Raw genomic sequence first — 16959 nt, forward strand, 5'->3', positions numbered from 1 at the left:
GAGGATCACCGATGAGTCCCGGGCTCCCGCCCGGTCACCCCTCATGAACCCCATGCACCCCTGATGACCCACCCGTACCCCCAGGCAAGGCAGGCACGGCCATGGCTCGGCTCTCCCTCACCACCTTCCTCACCCTCGACGGTGTCCTCCAGGCCCCGGGCGGCCCCCAGGAGGACACCAGCGGCGGCTTCGCGCACGGCGGCTGGTCCGTTCCCTACGGGGACGAGGACTTCGGCCGGTTCATGACGGAGGTGTTCGACAGCGCCGGGGCGTTTCTGCTCGGCCGGCGGACCTACGACATCTTCGCCTCGTACTGGCCGGCCGTCACCGACCCCACCGACCCGATCGCCTCCCGTCTCAACTCCCTCCCCAAGTACGTCGCCTCCACCACCCTCACCGACCCCGCATGGGCGCCGACCACCGTCATCGGCCGGGACGACCTGCCCGCCGAGGTCCGCGCGGTCAAGGAGCGCACCGACGGCGAGCTCCAGACCCATGGCAGCGGACGGCTCGCCCACACCCTCCTCGCCCATGACCTGGTCGACACCCTGCGGCTGCTGGTCTTCCCGGTCGTCCTCGGCACGGGGATCCGCCTCTTCCCCGAGGGCACCCCGCCGACCGCCTTCCGGCACATCGACGCCCGTACCACCGGCACGGGGGTCGCCATCCACACCTATGAACTGGCCGGCCGCCCCTCCTACGGCGACTACAGCGCGTAGGCGACCCGGCGCCCCCGGCTCACCGCCGGCCGCCCAGCCGCCACCAGCGCGAAGCCGAGTACCGCGATCACCGCATTGGTGAAGACCGCGCGATCCCCCAGATACTCCACGTTCTCCGTCAGAAAGCGGGTGGCCCCCATGAAGGGCAGCCACCCCGTCAGCTCGCGGATCACTCCGCACACCCCGAGGAGCAGCAGCACCCCGCCGACCCATTCCAGCACCTTGTTCATGGGCCCCAGCCTGGGCGTTCCACCCGGTCCGGCGGATCCGTCCACGGGATGGGGCCCTGCGTCCAAAGTCTTCCCTTCGCCGACTTTGGTAGCCCCCGCCGCCCGATGGACCCCTGCCGCCCGTCCGATGCGTACGTTGGAGCCATGACGCGCACGGAGTATCCCTGGCTGCTGCCCTCGGCCATGGCGGGCCCGCCCGGCGGGACCCCCGAGGGCCGGGGGGAGACCGGGCGGGGCGGGTACCCCCGCCGGACCGTGCGGGACTGGGTCGTCGACATCACCGCCTTCCTCCTCGCCGCCCTGGTGGCCCTGACCGCCCTCGACACCAGCGAGGCCGTCAACGGGGACACGCCCTTCCTCCTGGTCGACCAGCTGGTGGCCGCCGCCGCCTGCTGTGCCGTCTGGGCCCGGCGCCGCCGCCCGGTGGAGCTGGCCCTGACCCTCGCCGTGGTCAGCGTCCTCGTCCCGCCCGCCGGGGGCGCCTTCCTCGTCGCCGTCTTCACCGTCGCCGTCCACCGGCCCTTCCGGCGGGTCCTCCTGGTCGGCGCGGTGGCCCTGCTGAGCACCGTGGTTCAGCCACTGGTCCGCCCCGACCCCACCATGGGTGTGCTCGGGGCCATCGCCCTCGGGGTGGCCCTGGTGCTGCTGATGATCGGCTGGGGCATGCTCGTCCGCTCCAACCGCCAGCTCGTCCTGGTCCTCCGGGACCGCGCCGAGCGCGCCGAGGCCGAGGCCGCGCTCCGGGCCGAGCAGGCCCAGCGGCTGGCCCGGGAGGCCATCGCCCGGGAGATGCACGATGTCCTCGCCCACCGGCTCACCCTGCTGAGCGTGCACGCCGGGGCCCTGGAGTTCCGGCCCGACGCCTCCACCGCCGAGATCGCCCGCGCCGCCGGGGTCATCCGGGACAGCGCCCATGAGGCCCTCCAGGACCTGCGCCAGATCATCGGCGTGCTGCGCACCCCCGGCGAGGGCGAGGGCGTCGAGGGCTCCGATCGCCCCCAGCCCACCCTGGCCACGCTGGAGGCGCTGATCGCCGAGTCCCGCGCGGCGGGGATGAGCGTCGTCCTCGACAACACGATCACCGAGCCGGCCGCCGTCCCCGCCGCCACCGGCCGCACCGTCTACCGCATCGCCCAGGAGGCCCTGACCAACGCGCGCAAGCACGCGCCCGGCGCCGAGGTCACCGTCGCCGTCCGGGGCGCGCCCGGCGACGGCGTCACCGTACGGGTCGACAACCCGCCCCCCGAGGGCGAACCCGGCCGGGTCCCCGGCTCCGGCCAGGGCCTGATCGGACTCACCGAGCGCGCCACCCTGGCCGGGGGGAGCCTGAGCCATGGACCGACGGGCCGGGGCGGCTTCCGGGTCAGCGCCTGGCTACCGTGGGCGGCATGACTATCCGGCTGCTGGTCGTGGACGACGACCCCCTGGTACGGGCGGGCCTCGCCCTGATGCTCGGCGGAGTGGGCGATCTGGAGATCGTGGGGGAGGGCGCGGACGGCTCCGAGGTGCCCGCGCTGGTCGACCGGCTGGCCCCCGATGTGGTGCTGATGGACATCCGGATGCCGGGCGTCGACGGCCTCACCGCCACGGAGGCGCTGCGGGGGCGGCCCGGCGCCCCCGAGGTACTGGTGCTGACCACCTTCCACGCCGAGGAACAGGTACTGCGGGCGCTGCGCGCCGGGGCGGCGGGCTTCGTCCTGAAGGACACCCCGCCCGCCGGGATCGTCCATGCGGTGCGCCGGGTGGCGGCGGGGGACCCGGTGCTCTCCCCGGCCGTGACCCGGCAGTTGATGTCCCATGTCGCGGACGGGGCACGCGCCCGGAGCGGTGATCCGCGCCGCGCCGCGGCCCTCGCCCGGCTGGAGTCGCTGGCCGAGCGGGAGCGGGAGGTGGCCGTCGCCGTCGGCCGGGGCAGCTCCAACGCCGAGATCTCCGCGACGCTCTATCTGAGCCTGCCGACGGTGAAGACCCATGTCTCCCGGATCCTCGCCAAACTGGACCTCAACAACCGTGTGCAAATCGCCCTGTTGGTCCATGACGCGGGTCTCCTGGACGATGTTTAGGCTGGACGCATGGACGTCATCGATATATCGGTCGCTCCGGATTTCAACGAGGACCCTTACGCGTACTACGCCCACTGGCGTGAGCTGGGACCGGTCCACCATCTCCATGACCCACGGGGTTTCGACTTCTGGCTGATCGTCGGATACGAGGAGGCCCGCGCCGCGTTCACCGACCCCCGGCTGGCCAAGTCCCCCCAGGCGGTGGGGAACCCGGTCTACGAGATCCATCCGATCGGGCCCAACCTCCTGGAGACCGACCCGCCGGACCACACCCGGCTGCGGCGGCTGGTCTCCCGCGAGTTCACCGCCCGCCGGGTGGAACAGCTCGCCCCCCGGATCTCGGAGATCACCGCCGGGCTGCTGGACGCGCTGCCGCCCACCGGGCGCGGCGATCTGATCGAGGCCCTGGCCTTCCCGCTGCCGATCACGGTGATCTGTGAACTCCTGGGCATCCCGGCCGGGGACCGGGAGACCTTCCGCCGCTGGTCCCAGGAGGTGGTGGCGCCCAGCAGCGAGGCGGCCGGGGTCCAGGTGCTGGACGAGCTGTCCGCCTATCTCGACACCCTCATCGCGGCGAAACGGAACGGCGGGGCCGCCGACGACCTCTTCTCCGCGCTGATCACCGCACATGACGAGGACGGCGACCGGCTCTCCGTACCGGAGCTGCGGGGGCTCGGCTATCTGCTGCTGGTCGCGGGCCATGAGACCACCGTCAATCTGATCTCCAACGCGACCCGGGCGCTGCTCGCCCACCCCGCGCAGCTCGCCGCCGTCCGGGCCGATCCCTCGCTGCTCGACGCGGTGATCGAGGAGAGCCTGCGGTACGAGGGCCCGGTGGACACCGCGACCGGCCGGTACACCACCGTCCCGGTCGAGATCGGCGGCACCGTGATACCCGCCGGGGCGACGGTGATCGTCGGGATCGGGGCGGCCGGCCGCGACCCGGCGCGCTTCCCCGACCCGGACGCCTTCGACATCGGCCGGGACACCCGCGGCCATCTGGCCTTCGGGCACGGCATCCACTTCTGTGTCGGCGCGCCGCTGGCCCGGCTGGAGGCGAGGATCGCCCTGGAGGCGCTGCTGACCCGCTTCCCCGGGCTGGCCGCCGATCCGGCGGCGGGGCCGCCCGAGTGGATGCCGGGCCTGCTGATGCGGGGCACCCGCACCCTGCCCGTCCGCTGGTGAGCGGGTCCGCGCCCCGTTCCCGCCAGGGGCCGGGGCGCGGCCGGGCTCAGCCGGCGGCCGCGGGGGCCGGGCCCACCGGGACCTCCGCGATCCGCACCGGGCGCCGCTCCCGCCGGGAGCGCTCGCACGCCTCCGCGATCCGCAGCGCCGCCAGCGCCTCCCACCCGTCGCAGGGGTTCTCCGCCTCGCCCCGGGCCACCCGGACGAAGGCGTGCAGCTCCGCCTCGTACGCGGGGGCGAACCGCTCCAGGAAGCCGGGCCACGGCTGCTCCGGCGCGCCCGGCCCCCCGGGCTCGGCCGAGGTCAGCGGGGTCCGGTCGGCCAGCCCCACGGCGACGGTGTCCCGCTCGCCCGCCAGCTCCATCCGTACGTCGTACCCCGCGCCGTTGCACCGGGTCGCCGTCGCCGTGGCGAGCACCCCGTCGTCGAGGGTGAGCACCACCGCCGCCGTGTCCACGTCGTCCGCCGCGCGGAACATCGCCGGGCCCGCGTCGGAGCCGGTCGCGTACACCTCCACGACCTCCCGCCCGGTGACCCAGCGCAGTATGTCGAAGTCATGGACGAGGCAGTCCCGGTACAGACCGCCGGAGAGCGGCAGATAGGCGGCGGGCGGCGGCGCGGGGTCCGAGGTGATCGCGCGGACGGTGTGGAGCCGGCCGAGCCGGCCCGAGCGCACGGCAGCGCGCGCGGCGGTGTACCCGGCGTCGAAGCGGCGCATGAAGCCGAGCTGGAGCACGGTGCCCGCCGACTCCACCGCGTGCAGCGCGCCGAGGGTCCCCGGCAGATCGACCGCGATCGGTTTCTCGCAGAAGGCGGGCACTCCGGCCGCCGCCGCGCGGCCGATCAGTTCGGCGTGGGAGGCGGTCGCCGAGGCGATGACCACCGCGTCCACCCCCGAGGCGAAGAGGGCTTCGGTCCCGGCGACCGCCGTGGCCCCGGTCCGGTCGGCGATCTCGGCCGCCCTCGCCGGATCCCTGTCCGTCACCACCAGTGAGCCGACCTCCGGATGGCGGCCGAGCACCGCCGTATGGAAGGCGCCGATACGTCCCGTTCCGATGACTCCGATGCGCATGCGCCCAAAATGGAGCCAGCCGGGCGCCGTGTCAAGAGTTTGTCCTGACATCCGGACTTCCGGACTTCCCGGCTTCCCGCCGTCATCGGCGGCGACTACGCTCGCCCCGTGCCCACTCAGCCCAGACGTGTATCGGAAAGCTCCCTCTCCCTCCAACTCGGCGTGGACCGCACCAGTCCGGTCCCGCTCTACTTCCAGCTCTCCCAGCAGCTGGAGGCGGCGATCGAGCGGGGGGTGCTGACCCCGGGCAGCCTGCTCGGCAATGAGATCGAGCTGGCCGGGCGCCTCGGGCTCTCCCGGCCGACCGTACGCCAGGCGATCCAGTCCCTGGTGGACAAGGGACTGCTGGTACGCCGTCGCGGGGTCGGCACCCAGGTGGTGCACAGCCAGGTCAAGCGCCCGCTGGAGCTGAGCAGCCTCTACGACGACCTGGAGGCGGCCGGCCAGCGCCCCGCCACCGTGGTGCTGCGCGACACCGTCGCCCCGGCCGGGGCCTCGGCCGCCGCCGCCCTCGGGGTGGCCGAGGGCACCGAGGTCCGGCTGATCGAGCGGCTGCGGTACGCCCATGGCGAGCCCATGGCCCTGCTGACCAACCACCTCCCCGCCGGGCTGCTCGACTGCGACACCGGGGCGCTGGAGGCCACCGGCCTCTACCGGCTGATGCGGGCCGCCGGGATCACCCTGCACAGCGCCCGCCAGTCGGTCGGGGCCCGCTCGGCCGACGCCGGGCAGGCGCAGAAGCTCGCCGAGGAGCCGGGCGCGCCGCTGCTCACCATGGAGCGCACCACCTTCGACGACACCGGGCGGCCGGTCGAGCACGGCTCCCATCTCTACCGGGCGTCCCGCTATGCCTTCGAGTTCCAGCTCCTGGTCCGCCCCTGAGGGCCCGACCGGGTCCCCCATGTCTGGCCCGTAAGAATGTTCGGACAAAGTCTTGACGGGGCAACCCGGCCGCCGTAGAAACGCACCCAGCCGCAATCGGGCGGCCGGGAGGGAAGGCGGTTCCGACCCATGCGTACGCATCGCACGGCCACGGCCCTGTTCGTCATGTGCGCCCTTGTCGTCGTCACCGGATGCAGCGGATCCGGCGGGAAGAAGTCCGAGGACCGGCCCGACCGGGGCGGCGGTGGCGGGGTCCCCGCGGCCACCGAACGGCTGAAGATCGCCATGGTGACCCACTCCGGCGAGGGCGACACCTTCTGGGACATCGTCCAGAACGGCGCGAAGGTCGCCGCCCGGAAGGACAACGCCGAATTCCTCTACGCCGCCCACAAGGAGGGCAAGGAACAGGCCCAGCTCGTCCAGACCTATATCGACCAGAAGGTCGACGGGCTGATCGTCACCCTCGCCAAGCCCGAGGCCATGAAGGCCGTGGTCAAGAAGGCCGTCGCCGCCGGCATCCCGGTGATCACGATCAACTCCGGCGGGGAGTTCCAGCGCGAGGTCGGCGCACTCGGCCACATCGGCCAGGACGAGTCCGTCGCCGGTGAGGCCGTCGGCGAGGCGCTGAACGAGCGGGGGCGCAAGAAGGCCCTCTGTGTCATCCACGAACAGGGCAATGTCTCCCTGGAGGCCCGCTGCGCCGGAGTGAAGAAGACCTTCCGGGGCACGGTGGAGAATCTGAATGTCGAGGGGGTCAACATGCCCCAGTCGACCTCCTCCATCGAGGCCAAACTCCAGAGCACCCGGGACATCGACACCGTCGTCACCCTCGGCGCCCCCTTCGCCGCCGCCTCCGTGAAGGCCCGATCCGGCGCGGGCAGCAAGGCCGAGGTCGACACCTTTGACCTCAACGCCGAGGTGATCAAGCGGCTCAAGGCCGGGGAGATCGGCTTCGCCGTCGACCAGCAGCCCTATCTCCAGGGATATCTCGCCGTCGACCAGCTCTGGCTGCACAAGGTCAACCGCAACACGGTCGGCGGCGGCAGGCCCGTCCTCACCGGTCCGGCGCTGGTCACCCGGGACGACGCCGAGGCCCTGGAGAAGCTCACGGCCGAGGGCACCCGATGACCCGCCGGGCCCGGCTCCCGGCGCCCCGCGCACTCCCCGCCCCGACGGCCCGGGTAACCCTCCCGGGGTATGCCGTCCGACGGTGCGACGGGCACCCGGCGCACCCGATGCCCACCCGCCGACCGGCCGTGACCCATACTTGGGCGGTTGGGGTGCGACAAACCGCCCCCCGGTCGCACCGGACAGTACGGCAAGAAGGGCACGGCACCGTGGCAAGGGCAAGGACAGGGGTACGCGCACTGGGCGCGGTGCTGGCGGCGGTGCTCGGGGCCTCCCTGGCGGGATGCAGCAGCACCGGGGGCAAGCGCGCCGAGGACGCCCGCAAGGCCCAGGCCGCGGCGGGCAAGGCCGCCGTCTCCACCCCCCGGTGGACCTTCGCCATGGTCACCCACTCGGGCGATGGCGACACCTTCTGGGACATCGTCCAGCGCGGAGCCGAGGAGGCCGCCGCCAAGGACAACATCAACTTCCTCTACTCCAAGAACGACGAGGGGCAGCAGCAGGCCCAGCTGGTCCAGACCGCGATCGACAAGAAGGTCGACGGGCTGATCGTCACCCTCGCCAAGCCCGACGCCATGAAGGCCGTGGTCAAGAAGGCCGTCGACGCCGGCATCCCGGTGGTCACCGTGAACTCGGGCTCCGAGGAGTCCCGTGCCTTCGGCGCGCTCACCCATATCGGGCAGAACGAGACCATCGCGGGCGAGGCCGTCGGCGACGAGCTGAACGAGCGCGGGCGCAAGAAGGCCGTCTGTGTCCTGCACGAGCAGGGCAATGTCGGCCATGAGCAGCGCTGCGCCGGGGTGAAGAAGACCTTCGACGGCGAGGTGCAGAACCTCTATGTCGAGGGCACCAACATGCCCGACGTCCAGTCGTCCATCGAGGCCAAGCTCCAGACCGACCGCTCCATCGACGCGGTGGTCACCCTCGGCGCCCCCTTCGCGGACACCGCGGTCAAGGCCAAGGACTCCGCGGGCAGCAAGGCCGAGGTCGTCACCTTCGACCTCAACGCCAAGGTCGCCGCCGCCGTCAAGGACGGCACCCTCGGCTTCGCCGTCGACCAGCAGCCCTTCCTCCAGGGGTACGAGGCCGTCGACCTGCTCTGGCTCTACCGCTACAACGCCGATGTCCTCGGCGGCGGACAGCCGGTGCTGACCGGCCCGCAGATCATCACCCGCGAGGACGCCGGTGAGCTGGAGGACTACACCAAGCGGGGGACCCGATGACCGCCGGCGCACCCCCGGCCGACGCCGGGAAGGGCAGCGACGAACGGCTGCTGCACACCCCACCGCTGCGCCGCCTGCTGGGCCGCCCCGAGCTGGGATCCGTGGTCGGCGCGGTCGCGGTCTTCATCTTCTTCTCCCTGGTCGCCGACTCCTTCCTCCAGACGTCCAGCTTCTCCACGGTGCTGTACGCCTCCTCCACCATCGGGATCATGGCCGTACCGGTCGCGCTGCTGATGATCGGCGGCGAGTTCGATCTCTCGGCCGGTGTGCTGGTCACCAGCTCCGCCCTGATCTCCTCGATGGTCAGCTATCAGATGACGGCGAACGTCTGGGTGGGCGTCCTGGTGTCGCTGCTGGTCACCCTGGCGGTCGGGGTCTTCAACGGGGTGCTGCTCACCCGGACGAAGCTGCCCAGCTTCATCATCACGCTGGGCACCTTCCTGATGCTGACCGGGCTCAATCTCGGCTTCACCAAGCTGATCAGCGGCACGGTCTCCACCAAGTCCATCGCCGACATGGAGGGCTTCGCCTCCGCCAAGGCGCTCTTCGCCTCCGAGTTCACCTTCGGCGATGTCACGATCAAGGTCACCATCCTGTGGTGGATCGGACTGGTCGCGCTGGCCACCTGGATCCTGCTGCGGACCCGCTTCGGCAACTGGATCTTCGCCGTCGGCGGCGGGCCGGACGCCGCCCGCGCGGTCGGTGTCCCGGTCACCCGGACCCGGATCTTCCTCTACATGGGCGTCGCCTTCGCCGCCTGGATCTCCGGACAGCATCTGCTCTTCTCGTTCGATGTGGTCCAGTCCGGCGAGGGCGTCGGCAATGAGCTGATCTACATCATCGCGGCCGTCATCGGCGGCTGTCTGATCACCGGCGGCTACGGCTCCGCGATCGGCTCCGCGGTGGGCGCGTTCATCTTCGGCATGACCAGCAAGGGCATCGTCTACGCGGAGTGGAACCCGGACTGGTTCAAGTTCTTCCTCGGCGCGATGCTGCTGCTGGCCACCCTGCTGAACGCCTGGGTCCGCAAGCGGGCGGAGGCGACCACACGATGACGGGGGACGGCGACACGATGACGGGGGACGGCGACACGATGACGGGTACCGCTCTGGTCGAGCTGGACGACGTCAGCAAGTACTACGGCAACATCCGGGCCCTGGAGGGCGTCTCGCTGGTGGTGCACGCCGGGGAGATCACCTGTGTCCTCGGGGACAACGGCGCCGGCAAGTCCACCCTGATCAAGATCATCGCAGGGCTGCACCAGCATGACGCGGGACGCCTCGCCATCGAGGGCGAGGAGACCCGTCTCGCCAGCCCCCGGGAGGCCCTGGACCGGGGGATCGCCACCGTCTACCAGGACCTCGCGGTCGTCCCGCTGATGCCGGTGTGGCGGAACTTCTTCCTCGGCTCCGAGCCGGTGAAGGGCTCCGGCCCCTTCAAGCGGCTCGATGTGGCGAAGATGCGCGAGACCACCCGGACCGAGCTGCTGCGGATGGGCATCGACCTGCGCGATGTGGACCAGCCGATCGGCACCCTCTCCGGTGGTGAGCGGCAGTGTGTCGCCATCGCCCGCGCCGTCTACTTCGGGGCCAAGGTGCTCGTCCTGGACGAGCCCACCGCCGCCCTCGGCGTCAAGCAGTCCGGTGTCGTCCTCAAGTACGTCGCCGCCGCCCGGGACGCCGGTCTCGGTGTGGTGCTGATCACCCACAACCCGCACCACGCCTATCTCGTCGGCGACCGCTTCGTCCTGCTCAAGCGGGGCACCATGACCGCGAGCCACTCCAAGGACTCGGTCACCCTCGACGAGCTGACCCGCCAGATGGCGGGCGGCAGCGAGCTGGACGACCTCCGCCATGAGCTGGAGCGCGCCACCCCCGAGCCGCCCGCCGGCTGAGCCGCCCCGGCGCGCCTCCTCGCCGCGCCCCGGCGCGTGTCCGCCCGTACCCCGGCGTGGGTCCGATGCCGTCACACCGCACCGGACCCGCGCCGGGGCCCGTACCGCCGCCCACGCCCGCCGGGTGCGCAAGTGGCAGAATCGTCCGCGGCGGGCGCCGCCCGCCGCCGGACCCCGTACGGAAAGCCGCCGCACGGCCCCGGCCCCGACGACACCAGGGACGACGCGACCCGTGCGAGCAGCACCCGCCCTCCTCACCTCCGCAGCCCGGGACCTCACCCGGTGAGCGGCTACCGCGAACTCGCCCACCGCGGCTCCGCCCGCGGCACCGTCCTGCGTACCTCCGGCCCCCGGGAGCGCCGCTCCCATCTGACCGCGCCCCGCGTCCCCACCGTGGGCATCGACATCGGCGGCACCAAGGTGATGGCGGGCGTGGTCGACGCCGACGGCGTCATCCTGGAGAAGGTCCGTACCGAGACCCCCGACAAGTCCAAGAGCCCCAAGGTCGTCGAGGACACCATCTGCGAGCTGGTCCTCGACCTCTCCGACCGGCACGATGTGCACGCGGTGGGCATCGGGGCGGCGGGCTGGGTGGACGCCGACCGCTCCAAGGTCCTCTTCGCCCCCCATCTGGCCTGGCGGAACGAGCCCCTGAGGGACGCCCTCTCCGCCCGGCTCGCCGTCCCGGTCCTGGTCGACAACGACGCCAACACCGCCGCCTGGGCGGAGTGGCGCTTCGGCGCCGGCCGGGGCGAGGATCATCTGGTGATGATCACCCTCGGGACCGGTATCGGTGGCGCGATCCTGGAGGACGGCCAGGTCAAGCGGGGCAAGTACGGGGTCGCCGGCGAGTTCGGCCATATGCAGGTCGTCCCCGGTGGCCATCGCTGCCCCTGTGGCAACCGGGGCTGCTGGGAGCAGTACAGCTCCGGCAACGCCCTGGTGCGGGAGGCCCGTGAGCTGGCCGCCGCCGAGTCCCCGGTCGCCCACACCCTCATCGACCGCGTCGGCGGCAATGTCGGGGACATCACCGGACCGCTCATCACCGAGCTGGCCCGTGAGGGCGACCCGATGTGTGTGGAGCTGCTCCAGGACATCGGCCAGTGGCTCGGGGTCGGCATCGCCAATCTCGCCGCCGCGCTCGACCCCTCCTGCTTTGTCATCGGCGGCGGGGTCAGCGCCGCCGACGATCTGCTCATCGGCCCGGCCCGGGACGCCTTCCGGCGCCATCTCACCGGCCGCGGCTACCGCCCGGAGGCCCGGATCGCCCGCGCCGAGCTGGGCCCCGAGGCGGGCATGGTCGGCGCCGCGGACCTCGCCCGGCTGGTCGCCCGCCGCTTCCGCCGGGCCAACCGCCGCCGGGTGGAGCGCCATGAGCGGTACGAGCGGTACGCGCAGGCGCTGCGGAACTCCACCTCCGTCCGCTCCGCCCCGGAGCAGTAACCGTCCCGGAGCAGTAACCGTCCCGGAGCGGTAACCGGCCCGGAGCGGCAGCCGCCCCCGAGCGGGAGCCACCCCGGAACAGGAGTCGACCGGGGGCGGGCCGGTACGGGGGCAAGCGTCCCCGTCCGCCGGATTCCTCCCCCACTGTCCGGGACCCGTAGACTTCACAGCCTGTCCGCACCACCCCAGGAACTTTCGCGAGCCTTCAGGAACCTCCCCCTCATGACCGTCCCGCGCCAGCCCACCTCCCCGGACGACAGCCCCCGGCCCCCCGAGGGGCGGCGGCGGATGATCCTCCGCCGCTGGTTCACGGCGATCACCATCGTCCTGCTCATCGGCATTCCCGCCGGATATCTGGTGATCTCCGCCCAGCAGAGCCGTGAGAGCGGCCGGGACAAAGCGACCGAATCATCCGCCAGCGGACTGCGCGAGAGCTGGCCCTCGCAGATGAAGCGGCGGATCTTCGAGGTGCCCATCCCGGCCAAATCCACCGAAGTCGCCTACTTCGAGACCAGCAACTGGCGCACCAGCCGCCTGTATGTCCAGTTCACCACCACCCCGTCCGGACTGGACCGCTTCCTCACCAAAACGGGCACCCCCCGCGACACCCTCCGCGAGGGCGGTGTCACCATCGGCGACCGCGACGCGGACACCGCCGGCTGGGACTTCACCACCGACCGGGAGTGGTACGGCACCGAACGCGACGGCAAGCGGCCCCGCCCCGACCGGGACATCGTCGTGGACCTGACCGATTCCACCCGGCCCACGGTGTATGTCGTCTCCACGGCGACCCCCTGAGAGGCACCTGAAGGTGTGAGCCGAGGGGTCCGCGCCCCCCGCTGACCCCGGAGTCACTACGGTGGGGCGGGTGAGTGAGACGCAGATGCCCCCCCCACGCGCCGACGATGCCCCACCGGACCCTCCAGTACCGCATCGACGGCCCCGACGACGCACCCGTCCTCATCCTCGGCCCCTCTCTCGGGACGACCTGGCACATGTGGGACCGGCAGATCGCGGAGGTGTCCCAGGAGTGGCGGGTCCTCCGCTACGACCTGCCGGGCCACGGCGGTGCCCCCGCCCACCCCGCGCACTCCGTCGGCGAACTCGCCGACCGGCTGCTGGCCACCCTCGACGAGCTGGGCATCCACCGCTTCGGTTACGCGGGCTGCGCCATCGCCGGGGCCATCGGCATCGATCTGGCGCTGCGCCACCCCCAGCGGCTGGCCTCGCTGGCGCTGGTCTCCGCCTCGCCCCGGTTCGGTACCGCCGACGAGTTCCGCCGCCGGGGCGTCGTGGTGCGGACCAATGGCCTCGACCCGATGGCGCGCAGCGCCCCCGAGAGCTGGTTCACCCAGAACTTCGCCGCCGCCCAGCCCGCGATCGTGGAGTGGGCCGTGACCATGGTCCGCACCACCGACCCCGGCTGCTACATCGCCGCCTGCGAGGCGCTGGCCGCCTTCGACGCCCGTGCCGAGCTGGGCAGGGTCGGGGTGCCCACACTGGTCCTGGTGGGCTCCGAGGACCAGATCACCGGCCCCGCCGAGGCCCGCACCCTGGTCGCCGGGATACCCGACGCCCGGCTCGCCCTGGTGCCCGGGGCCTCCCATCTCGCCCCCGTGGAGCAGCCCGCCGCCGTCACCGATCTGCTGCTGCGCCACTTCGCCGGGGTCGCCCAGGACACCCACTCCGGCATCCCCGTGCCGACCGGTGTCCCGGCGCAGCCCGTGCCCGCCGGGTCCGTTCCGGTCGCCCCCATCGCCGAGATCGCCCCCGCGGCACCCCCGCCGCCCCCCGAGACCCCCGCCGACCCCCTCGGCCCGGGGACCAGGATCCGCCGGGAGGTGCTGGGCGACGCCCATGTCGACCGGGTCACCGCCGAGGCCGGCACGGACGGCTTCACGGCCGACTTCCAGTCCCTGGTCACCCGGTACGCCTGGGGCGAGGTCTGGGCCCGGGACGGCCTGGACCGGCGCACCCGCAGCGCCGTGACGCTCGCCGCCCTGGTCGCGGGCGGCCACCGGCGGGAGCTGGCCGTGCACACCCGGGCCGCGCTGCGCAACGGCCTCACCCCGGACGAGATCCGGGAGATCCTGCTGCACACCGCCGTCTACTGCGGCATCCCCGCCGCGAACGCCGCCTTCGCGGTCGCCGGTGAGGTGATCCGGGAGGAGACCGCGCCCAGCCCGTAGCAGGATGGGAGCCATGAGGCTCACCAAGCAGAGGCATTCCTGTGTCCGGCTGGAGAAGGACGGCGCGACCCTGGTGATCGATCCCGGGGCCTTCAGCGAGGAGGACGCCGCCCGGGGCGCCGACGCCGTACTGATCACCCATGAGCACCCGGACCACTTCGACGAGGGACGGGTGCGCGCGGCGCTGGAGTCCGGGGCCGAGGTGTGGACGCTCGGGAGTGTCGCCGGGCGGCTGGCGGCGGCGTTCCCCGGCCGGGTGCACACCGTGGGCCACGGCGACACCGTCACCGCCGCCGGATTCGATGTCCGGGTCCACGGCGAGCTGCATGCCGTGATCCACCCGGATCTGCCGAGGATCACCAATGTGGGGTTTCTGGTCGAGGGGACGCTCTTCCACCCCGGTGACGCGCTCACCGTGCCCGACACCCCGGTCGACCTGCTGATGCTGCCGGTCCACGCCCCCTGGAACAAGATCTCCGAAGTGATCGACTACGTCCGCGAGGTCCGCCCCCGGCTCGCCGTCGACATCCATGACGCCCTGCTGACCGAGATCGCACGGCCGATCTACGACAACCAGATCGCCCTGCTGGGCGGCGCGGAGCACACCCGTCTCACCCCCGGGGAGAGCATCGACCTGTGACGACCGGTCCGTCACGGTACGTGACTGTCGTACCCCGGCGTTAGGCTTCCCTCCATGCGCATCGCCACCTGGAACGTCAACTCGGTCACCGCCCGGCTCCCCCGGCTGCTCGCCTGGCTGGAGAGCAGCGGCACGGATGTCCTGTGCATACAGGAGACCAAGTGCACCGAGGAGCAGTTCCCCGCCGAGCAGCTCCGGGAGATCGGCTATGAGTCCGCCGTCCACGCCGACGGCCGGTGGAACGGCGTCGCCCTGGTCTCCCGTGTGGGCCTCGCCGATGTCGTCCGGGGGCTGCCCGGCGGCCCCGAGTACGGTGGCGTGGCCGAGCCCCGGGCGGTCTCCGCGACCTGCGGCCCGGTCCGGGTCTGGTCGGTCTATGTGCCCAACGGCCGGGAGGTCGCGCACGATCACTACACCTACAAGCTGGCCTGGCTCGCCGCGCTGAAGGAGGCGGTCGCCGCCGACGCCGCGGGCCCCCGCCCCTTCGCCGTCCTCGGCGACTACAACATCGCCCCCACCGACGACGATGTGTGGGACCGCGCGGCCTTCGAGGGCGCCACCCATGTCACCGAGCCGGAGCGGGCCGCCCTGGCGGAGCTGCGCTCGACCGGTCTCGCCGATGTGCTGCCCCGCCCGCTCAAGTACGACCACCCCTTCACCTACTGGGACTACCGCCAGCTCGGCTTCCCCAAGAACCGCGGTATGCGCATCGACCTGGTCTACGGGAACACCCCCTTCGCGGACGCCGTCAAGGACTCCTATGTCGACCGTGAGGAGCGCAAGGGCAAGGGCGCGTCCGACCACGCACCCGTCGTGGTCGACCTGGAGGTCTGAGCCCGATCCGGGGGCCGTACCGTGCGCGCCTGTGGTGCGCACGGCCCCGGGGATGCGACGCTGAGTGGTATGAACATCCCTTTCTTGGACAACTGGCTCAAGAAGCAGGGCGCGCGGCCCTCACCCGGGGATTCCACCGACGAGAGCGACCCGGAGCGCGCCGAGGGCATCGCCGAGCTGCTGTCCGAGTGCGAACTGCTGCGGGTCCGGGCGGAGGAGCGCGGACTCGCCCTGGACGACACCCCGGCCTCGCTCACCGCCCTCGACCAGCTCCCGCCGCGCTGGCGCGACGACCCGGAGGAGCTGCCCTGGGTCGGCAATGACGCCGGGCTCTACCTCGGTACGGTCATCGTGCGCACGGTCCCGGGCGCGCGCTGGCACATCTGGCCCGGCGGCCACCCGGTGGTCCGGCTCGCCTCCGGACGGGAGATCGGTGTGGTGGAGGCCGGGCTCGACTGGGCCCTCACCGGGGCGCCCCAGCTCGCCCAGGTCTATGCCGAGGCCGCCGAGGCATGACCGCCGGTACCGGCCGCAGCCCACGGCCGGGGCGGGTCACCTCAGCGGCGAAGGGGCGGGGCGCCTCGGTGGTAAAGCGGTAAATACGGCTTATGCCCGCCCATGCGTGTCGGGCGCGAACTCCCCGACCGGCCTGGATAGTTTGCGCTGACCCGAGAACCGATGAGTGGGGCAGGGCAGCGTATGGCCGTCGTCGATCCGTTGATCGAACTGCGGGGCGTCAACAAGCACTACGGACAGTTGCACGTACTCCAGGACATCGACCTCGCCGTCGGGCGCGGTGAGGTGGTCGTGGTCATCGGACCGTCCGGCTCCGGCAAGTCGACCCTCTGCCGCACCATGAACCGGCTGGAGGCCGTCGAGTCCGGGGACATCCTGATCGACGGGAAACCCCTCCCCGACGAGGGCAAGGGGCTCGCCGCCCTCCGTGCCGACGTGGGCATGGTCTTCCAGTCCTTCAACCTCTTCGCCCACCGCACCGTCCTCGACAATGTCTCGCTCGCCCCCATCAAGGTCCGGGGCCGGAAGAAGGACGAGGCCACCCGGCGCTCCCGGGAACTCCTCGACCGTGTCGGACTCCTCTCCCAGGCGGAGAAGTACCCCGCCCAGCTCTCCGGCGGCCAGCAGCAGCGGGTGGCCATCGCCCGCGCGCTCGCCATGGACCCCAAGGTCATGCTCTTCGACGAGCCCACCTCCGCCCTCGACCCCGAGATGATCAACGAGGTCCTGGAGGTGATGCTGCAACTCGCCCGGGACGGCATGACGATGGTCGTCGTCACCCATGAGATGGGCTTCGCCCGCTCCGCCGCCAACCGGGTCGTCTTCATGGCCGACGGCAGGATCATCGAGGACCGCTCCCCGGAGGACTTCTTCACCCACCCGGAGACCGACCGGGCCCGGGACTTCCTCTCCAAGATCCTCAAGCACTGACCGGGGGCGCA

General features: G+C 72.1%; 18 protein-coding genes. 16 read left to right on the forward strand and 2 right to left on the reverse strand.

Annotated elements, in window-relative coordinates:
• The first annotated feature begins 101 nt into the window (after positions 1-101).
• Complete coding sequence (locus tag ABT354_RS09705; RefSeq protein ID WP_351491302.1) at positions 102-719, forward strand: dihydrofolate reductase family protein; 618 nt, start codon at positions 102-104, stop codon at positions 717-719.
• Here ABT354_RS09705 and ABT354_RS09710 read toward each other — a convergent pair.
• Positions 707-949 carry a hypothetical protein gene (locus tag ABT354_RS09710; RefSeq protein WP_351491304.1) on the reverse strand — a complete coding sequence of 81 codons (243 nt, stop codon included), beginning with the start codon at positions 947-949 and terminating at the stop codon, positions 707-709. The two genes, ABT354_RS09705 and ABT354_RS09710, sit on opposite strands and share 13 nt — an antisense overlap.
• A 144-nt stretch (positions 950-1093) precedes the next feature.
• Here ABT354_RS09710 and ABT354_RS09715 point away from each other — a divergent pair, with 144 nt between their 5' ends.
• From ABT354_RS09715 to ABT354_RS09725, 3 genes are read left to right on the forward strand one after another with little or no spacing between them, the layout of a single operon-like run.
• Entirely contained in the window at positions 1094-2341 is a 1248-nt protein-coding gene (locus tag ABT354_RS09715; RefSeq protein ID WP_351491306.1) for a sensor histidine kinase, read from the forward strand.
• Positions 2338-3012, forward strand: a complete 675-nt coding sequence (locus tag ABT354_RS09720; RefSeq protein ID WP_502983375.1) for a response regulator transcription factor — start codon at positions 2338-2340, stop codon at positions 3010-3012. The genes ABT354_RS09715 and ABT354_RS09720 overlap by 4 nt, the downstream gene beginning before the upstream one ends.
• A 9-nt stretch (positions 3013-3021) precedes the next feature.
• On the forward strand, positions 3022-4197 hold the full coding sequence (locus ABT354_RS09725) for a cytochrome P450 family protein (RefSeq protein WP_351491310.1): 1176 nt from the start codon (positions 3022-3024) through the stop codon (positions 4195-4197).
• 46 nt (positions 4198-4243) lie between these two features.
• Here ABT354_RS09725 and ABT354_RS09730 read toward each other — a convergent pair whose 3' ends face one another.
• Positions 4244-5269, reverse strand: a complete 1026-nt coding sequence (locus ABT354_RS09730) for a Gfo/Idh/MocA family protein (RefSeq protein ID WP_351491312.1) — start codon at positions 5267-5269, stop codon at positions 4244-4246.
• A 108-nt stretch (positions 5270-5377) separates the two neighbouring features.
• On the opposite strand from ABT354_RS09730, the gene ABT354_RS09735 reads away from it, so the two are divergent.
• The 12 genes from ABT354_RS09735 (at position 5378) to ABT354_RS09790 (ending at position 16948) form a co-directional block, all read left to right on the forward strand.
• The gene (locus ABT354_RS09735) at positions 5378-6151 is read left to right on the forward strand and encodes a GntR family transcriptional regulator (protein ID WP_351491314.1); all 774 of its coding nucleotides are present in this window, start codon (positions 5378-5380) and stop codon (positions 6149-6151) included.
• A 129-nt stretch (positions 6152-6280) separates the two neighbouring features.
• Entirely contained in the window at positions 6281-7279 is a 999-nt protein-coding gene (locus tag ABT354_RS09740; RefSeq protein WP_351491317.1) for a sugar ABC transporter substrate-binding protein, read from the forward strand.
• Positions 7280-7488: 209 nt separating this feature from the next.
• Positions 7489-8502, forward strand: coding sequence for a sugar ABC transporter substrate-binding protein (locus tag ABT354_RS09745; RefSeq protein ID WP_502983376.1), 1014 nt, complete (start codon positions 7489-7491; stop codon positions 8500-8502).
• The gene (locus ABT354_RS09750; protein WP_351491319.1) at positions 8499-9557 is read left to right on the forward strand and encodes an ABC transporter permease; all 1059 of its coding nucleotides are present in this window, start codon (positions 8499-8501) and stop codon (positions 9555-9557) included. Before ABT354_RS09745 ends, ABT354_RS09750 begins: the two co-directional genes overlap by 4 nt.
• Positions 9554-10396, forward strand: a complete 843-nt coding sequence (locus ABT354_RS09755; RefSeq protein WP_351491321.1) for an ATP-binding cassette domain-containing protein — start codon at positions 9554-9556, stop codon at positions 10394-10396. Before ABT354_RS09750 ends, ABT354_RS09755 begins: the two co-directional genes overlap by 4 nt.
• Before the next feature lie 282 nt (positions 10397-10678).
• A complete protein-coding gene (locus ABT354_RS09760; RefSeq protein WP_351492023.1) occupies positions 10679-11839 on the forward strand; it encodes an ROK family glucokinase in 1161 nt (386 codons plus the stop codon).
• Positions 11840-12061: 222 nt separating this feature from the next.
• Entirely contained in the window at positions 12062-12637 is a 576-nt protein-coding gene (locus tag ABT354_RS09765) for a hypothetical protein (protein WP_351491323.1), read from the forward strand.
• A gap of 107 nt (positions 12638-12744) precedes the next feature.
• A complete protein-coding gene (gene pcaDC, locus ABT354_RS09770; RefSeq protein ID WP_351491325.1) occupies positions 12745-14028 on the forward strand; it encodes a bifunctional 3-oxoadipate enol-lactonase/4-carboxymuconolactone decarboxylase PcaDC in 1284 nt (427 codons plus the stop codon).
• A 13-nt stretch (positions 14029-14041) separates the two neighbouring features.
• Complete coding sequence (locus tag ABT354_RS09775; RefSeq protein ID WP_351491327.1) at positions 14042-14668, forward strand: MBL fold metallo-hydrolase; 627 nt, start codon at positions 14042-14044, stop codon at positions 14666-14668.
• A 54-nt stretch (positions 14669-14722) separates the two neighbouring features.
• The gene (locus ABT354_RS09780; protein WP_351491330.1) at positions 14723-15502 is read left to right on the forward strand and encodes an exodeoxyribonuclease III; all 780 of its coding nucleotides are present in this window, start codon (positions 14723-14725) and stop codon (positions 15500-15502) included.
• Between the two features lie 69 nt (positions 15503-15571).
• On the forward strand, positions 15572-16018 hold the full coding sequence (locus ABT354_RS09785; protein ID WP_351491333.1) for a DUF6278 family protein: 447 nt from the start codon (positions 15572-15574) through the stop codon (positions 16016-16018).
• Between the two features lie 183 nt (positions 16019-16201).
• Entirely contained in the window at positions 16202-16948 is a 747-nt protein-coding gene (locus ABT354_RS09790) for an amino acid ABC transporter ATP-binding protein (protein WP_351491336.1), read from the forward strand.
• The last annotated feature ends 11 nt before the right edge of the window (positions 16949-16959 follow it).

It is taken from the genome of Streptomyces sp. NPDC000594, from assembly GCF_040299965.1.
Taxonomy (GTDB): domain Bacteria; phylum Actinomycetota; class Actinomycetes; order Streptomycetales; family Streptomycetaceae; genus Streptomyces.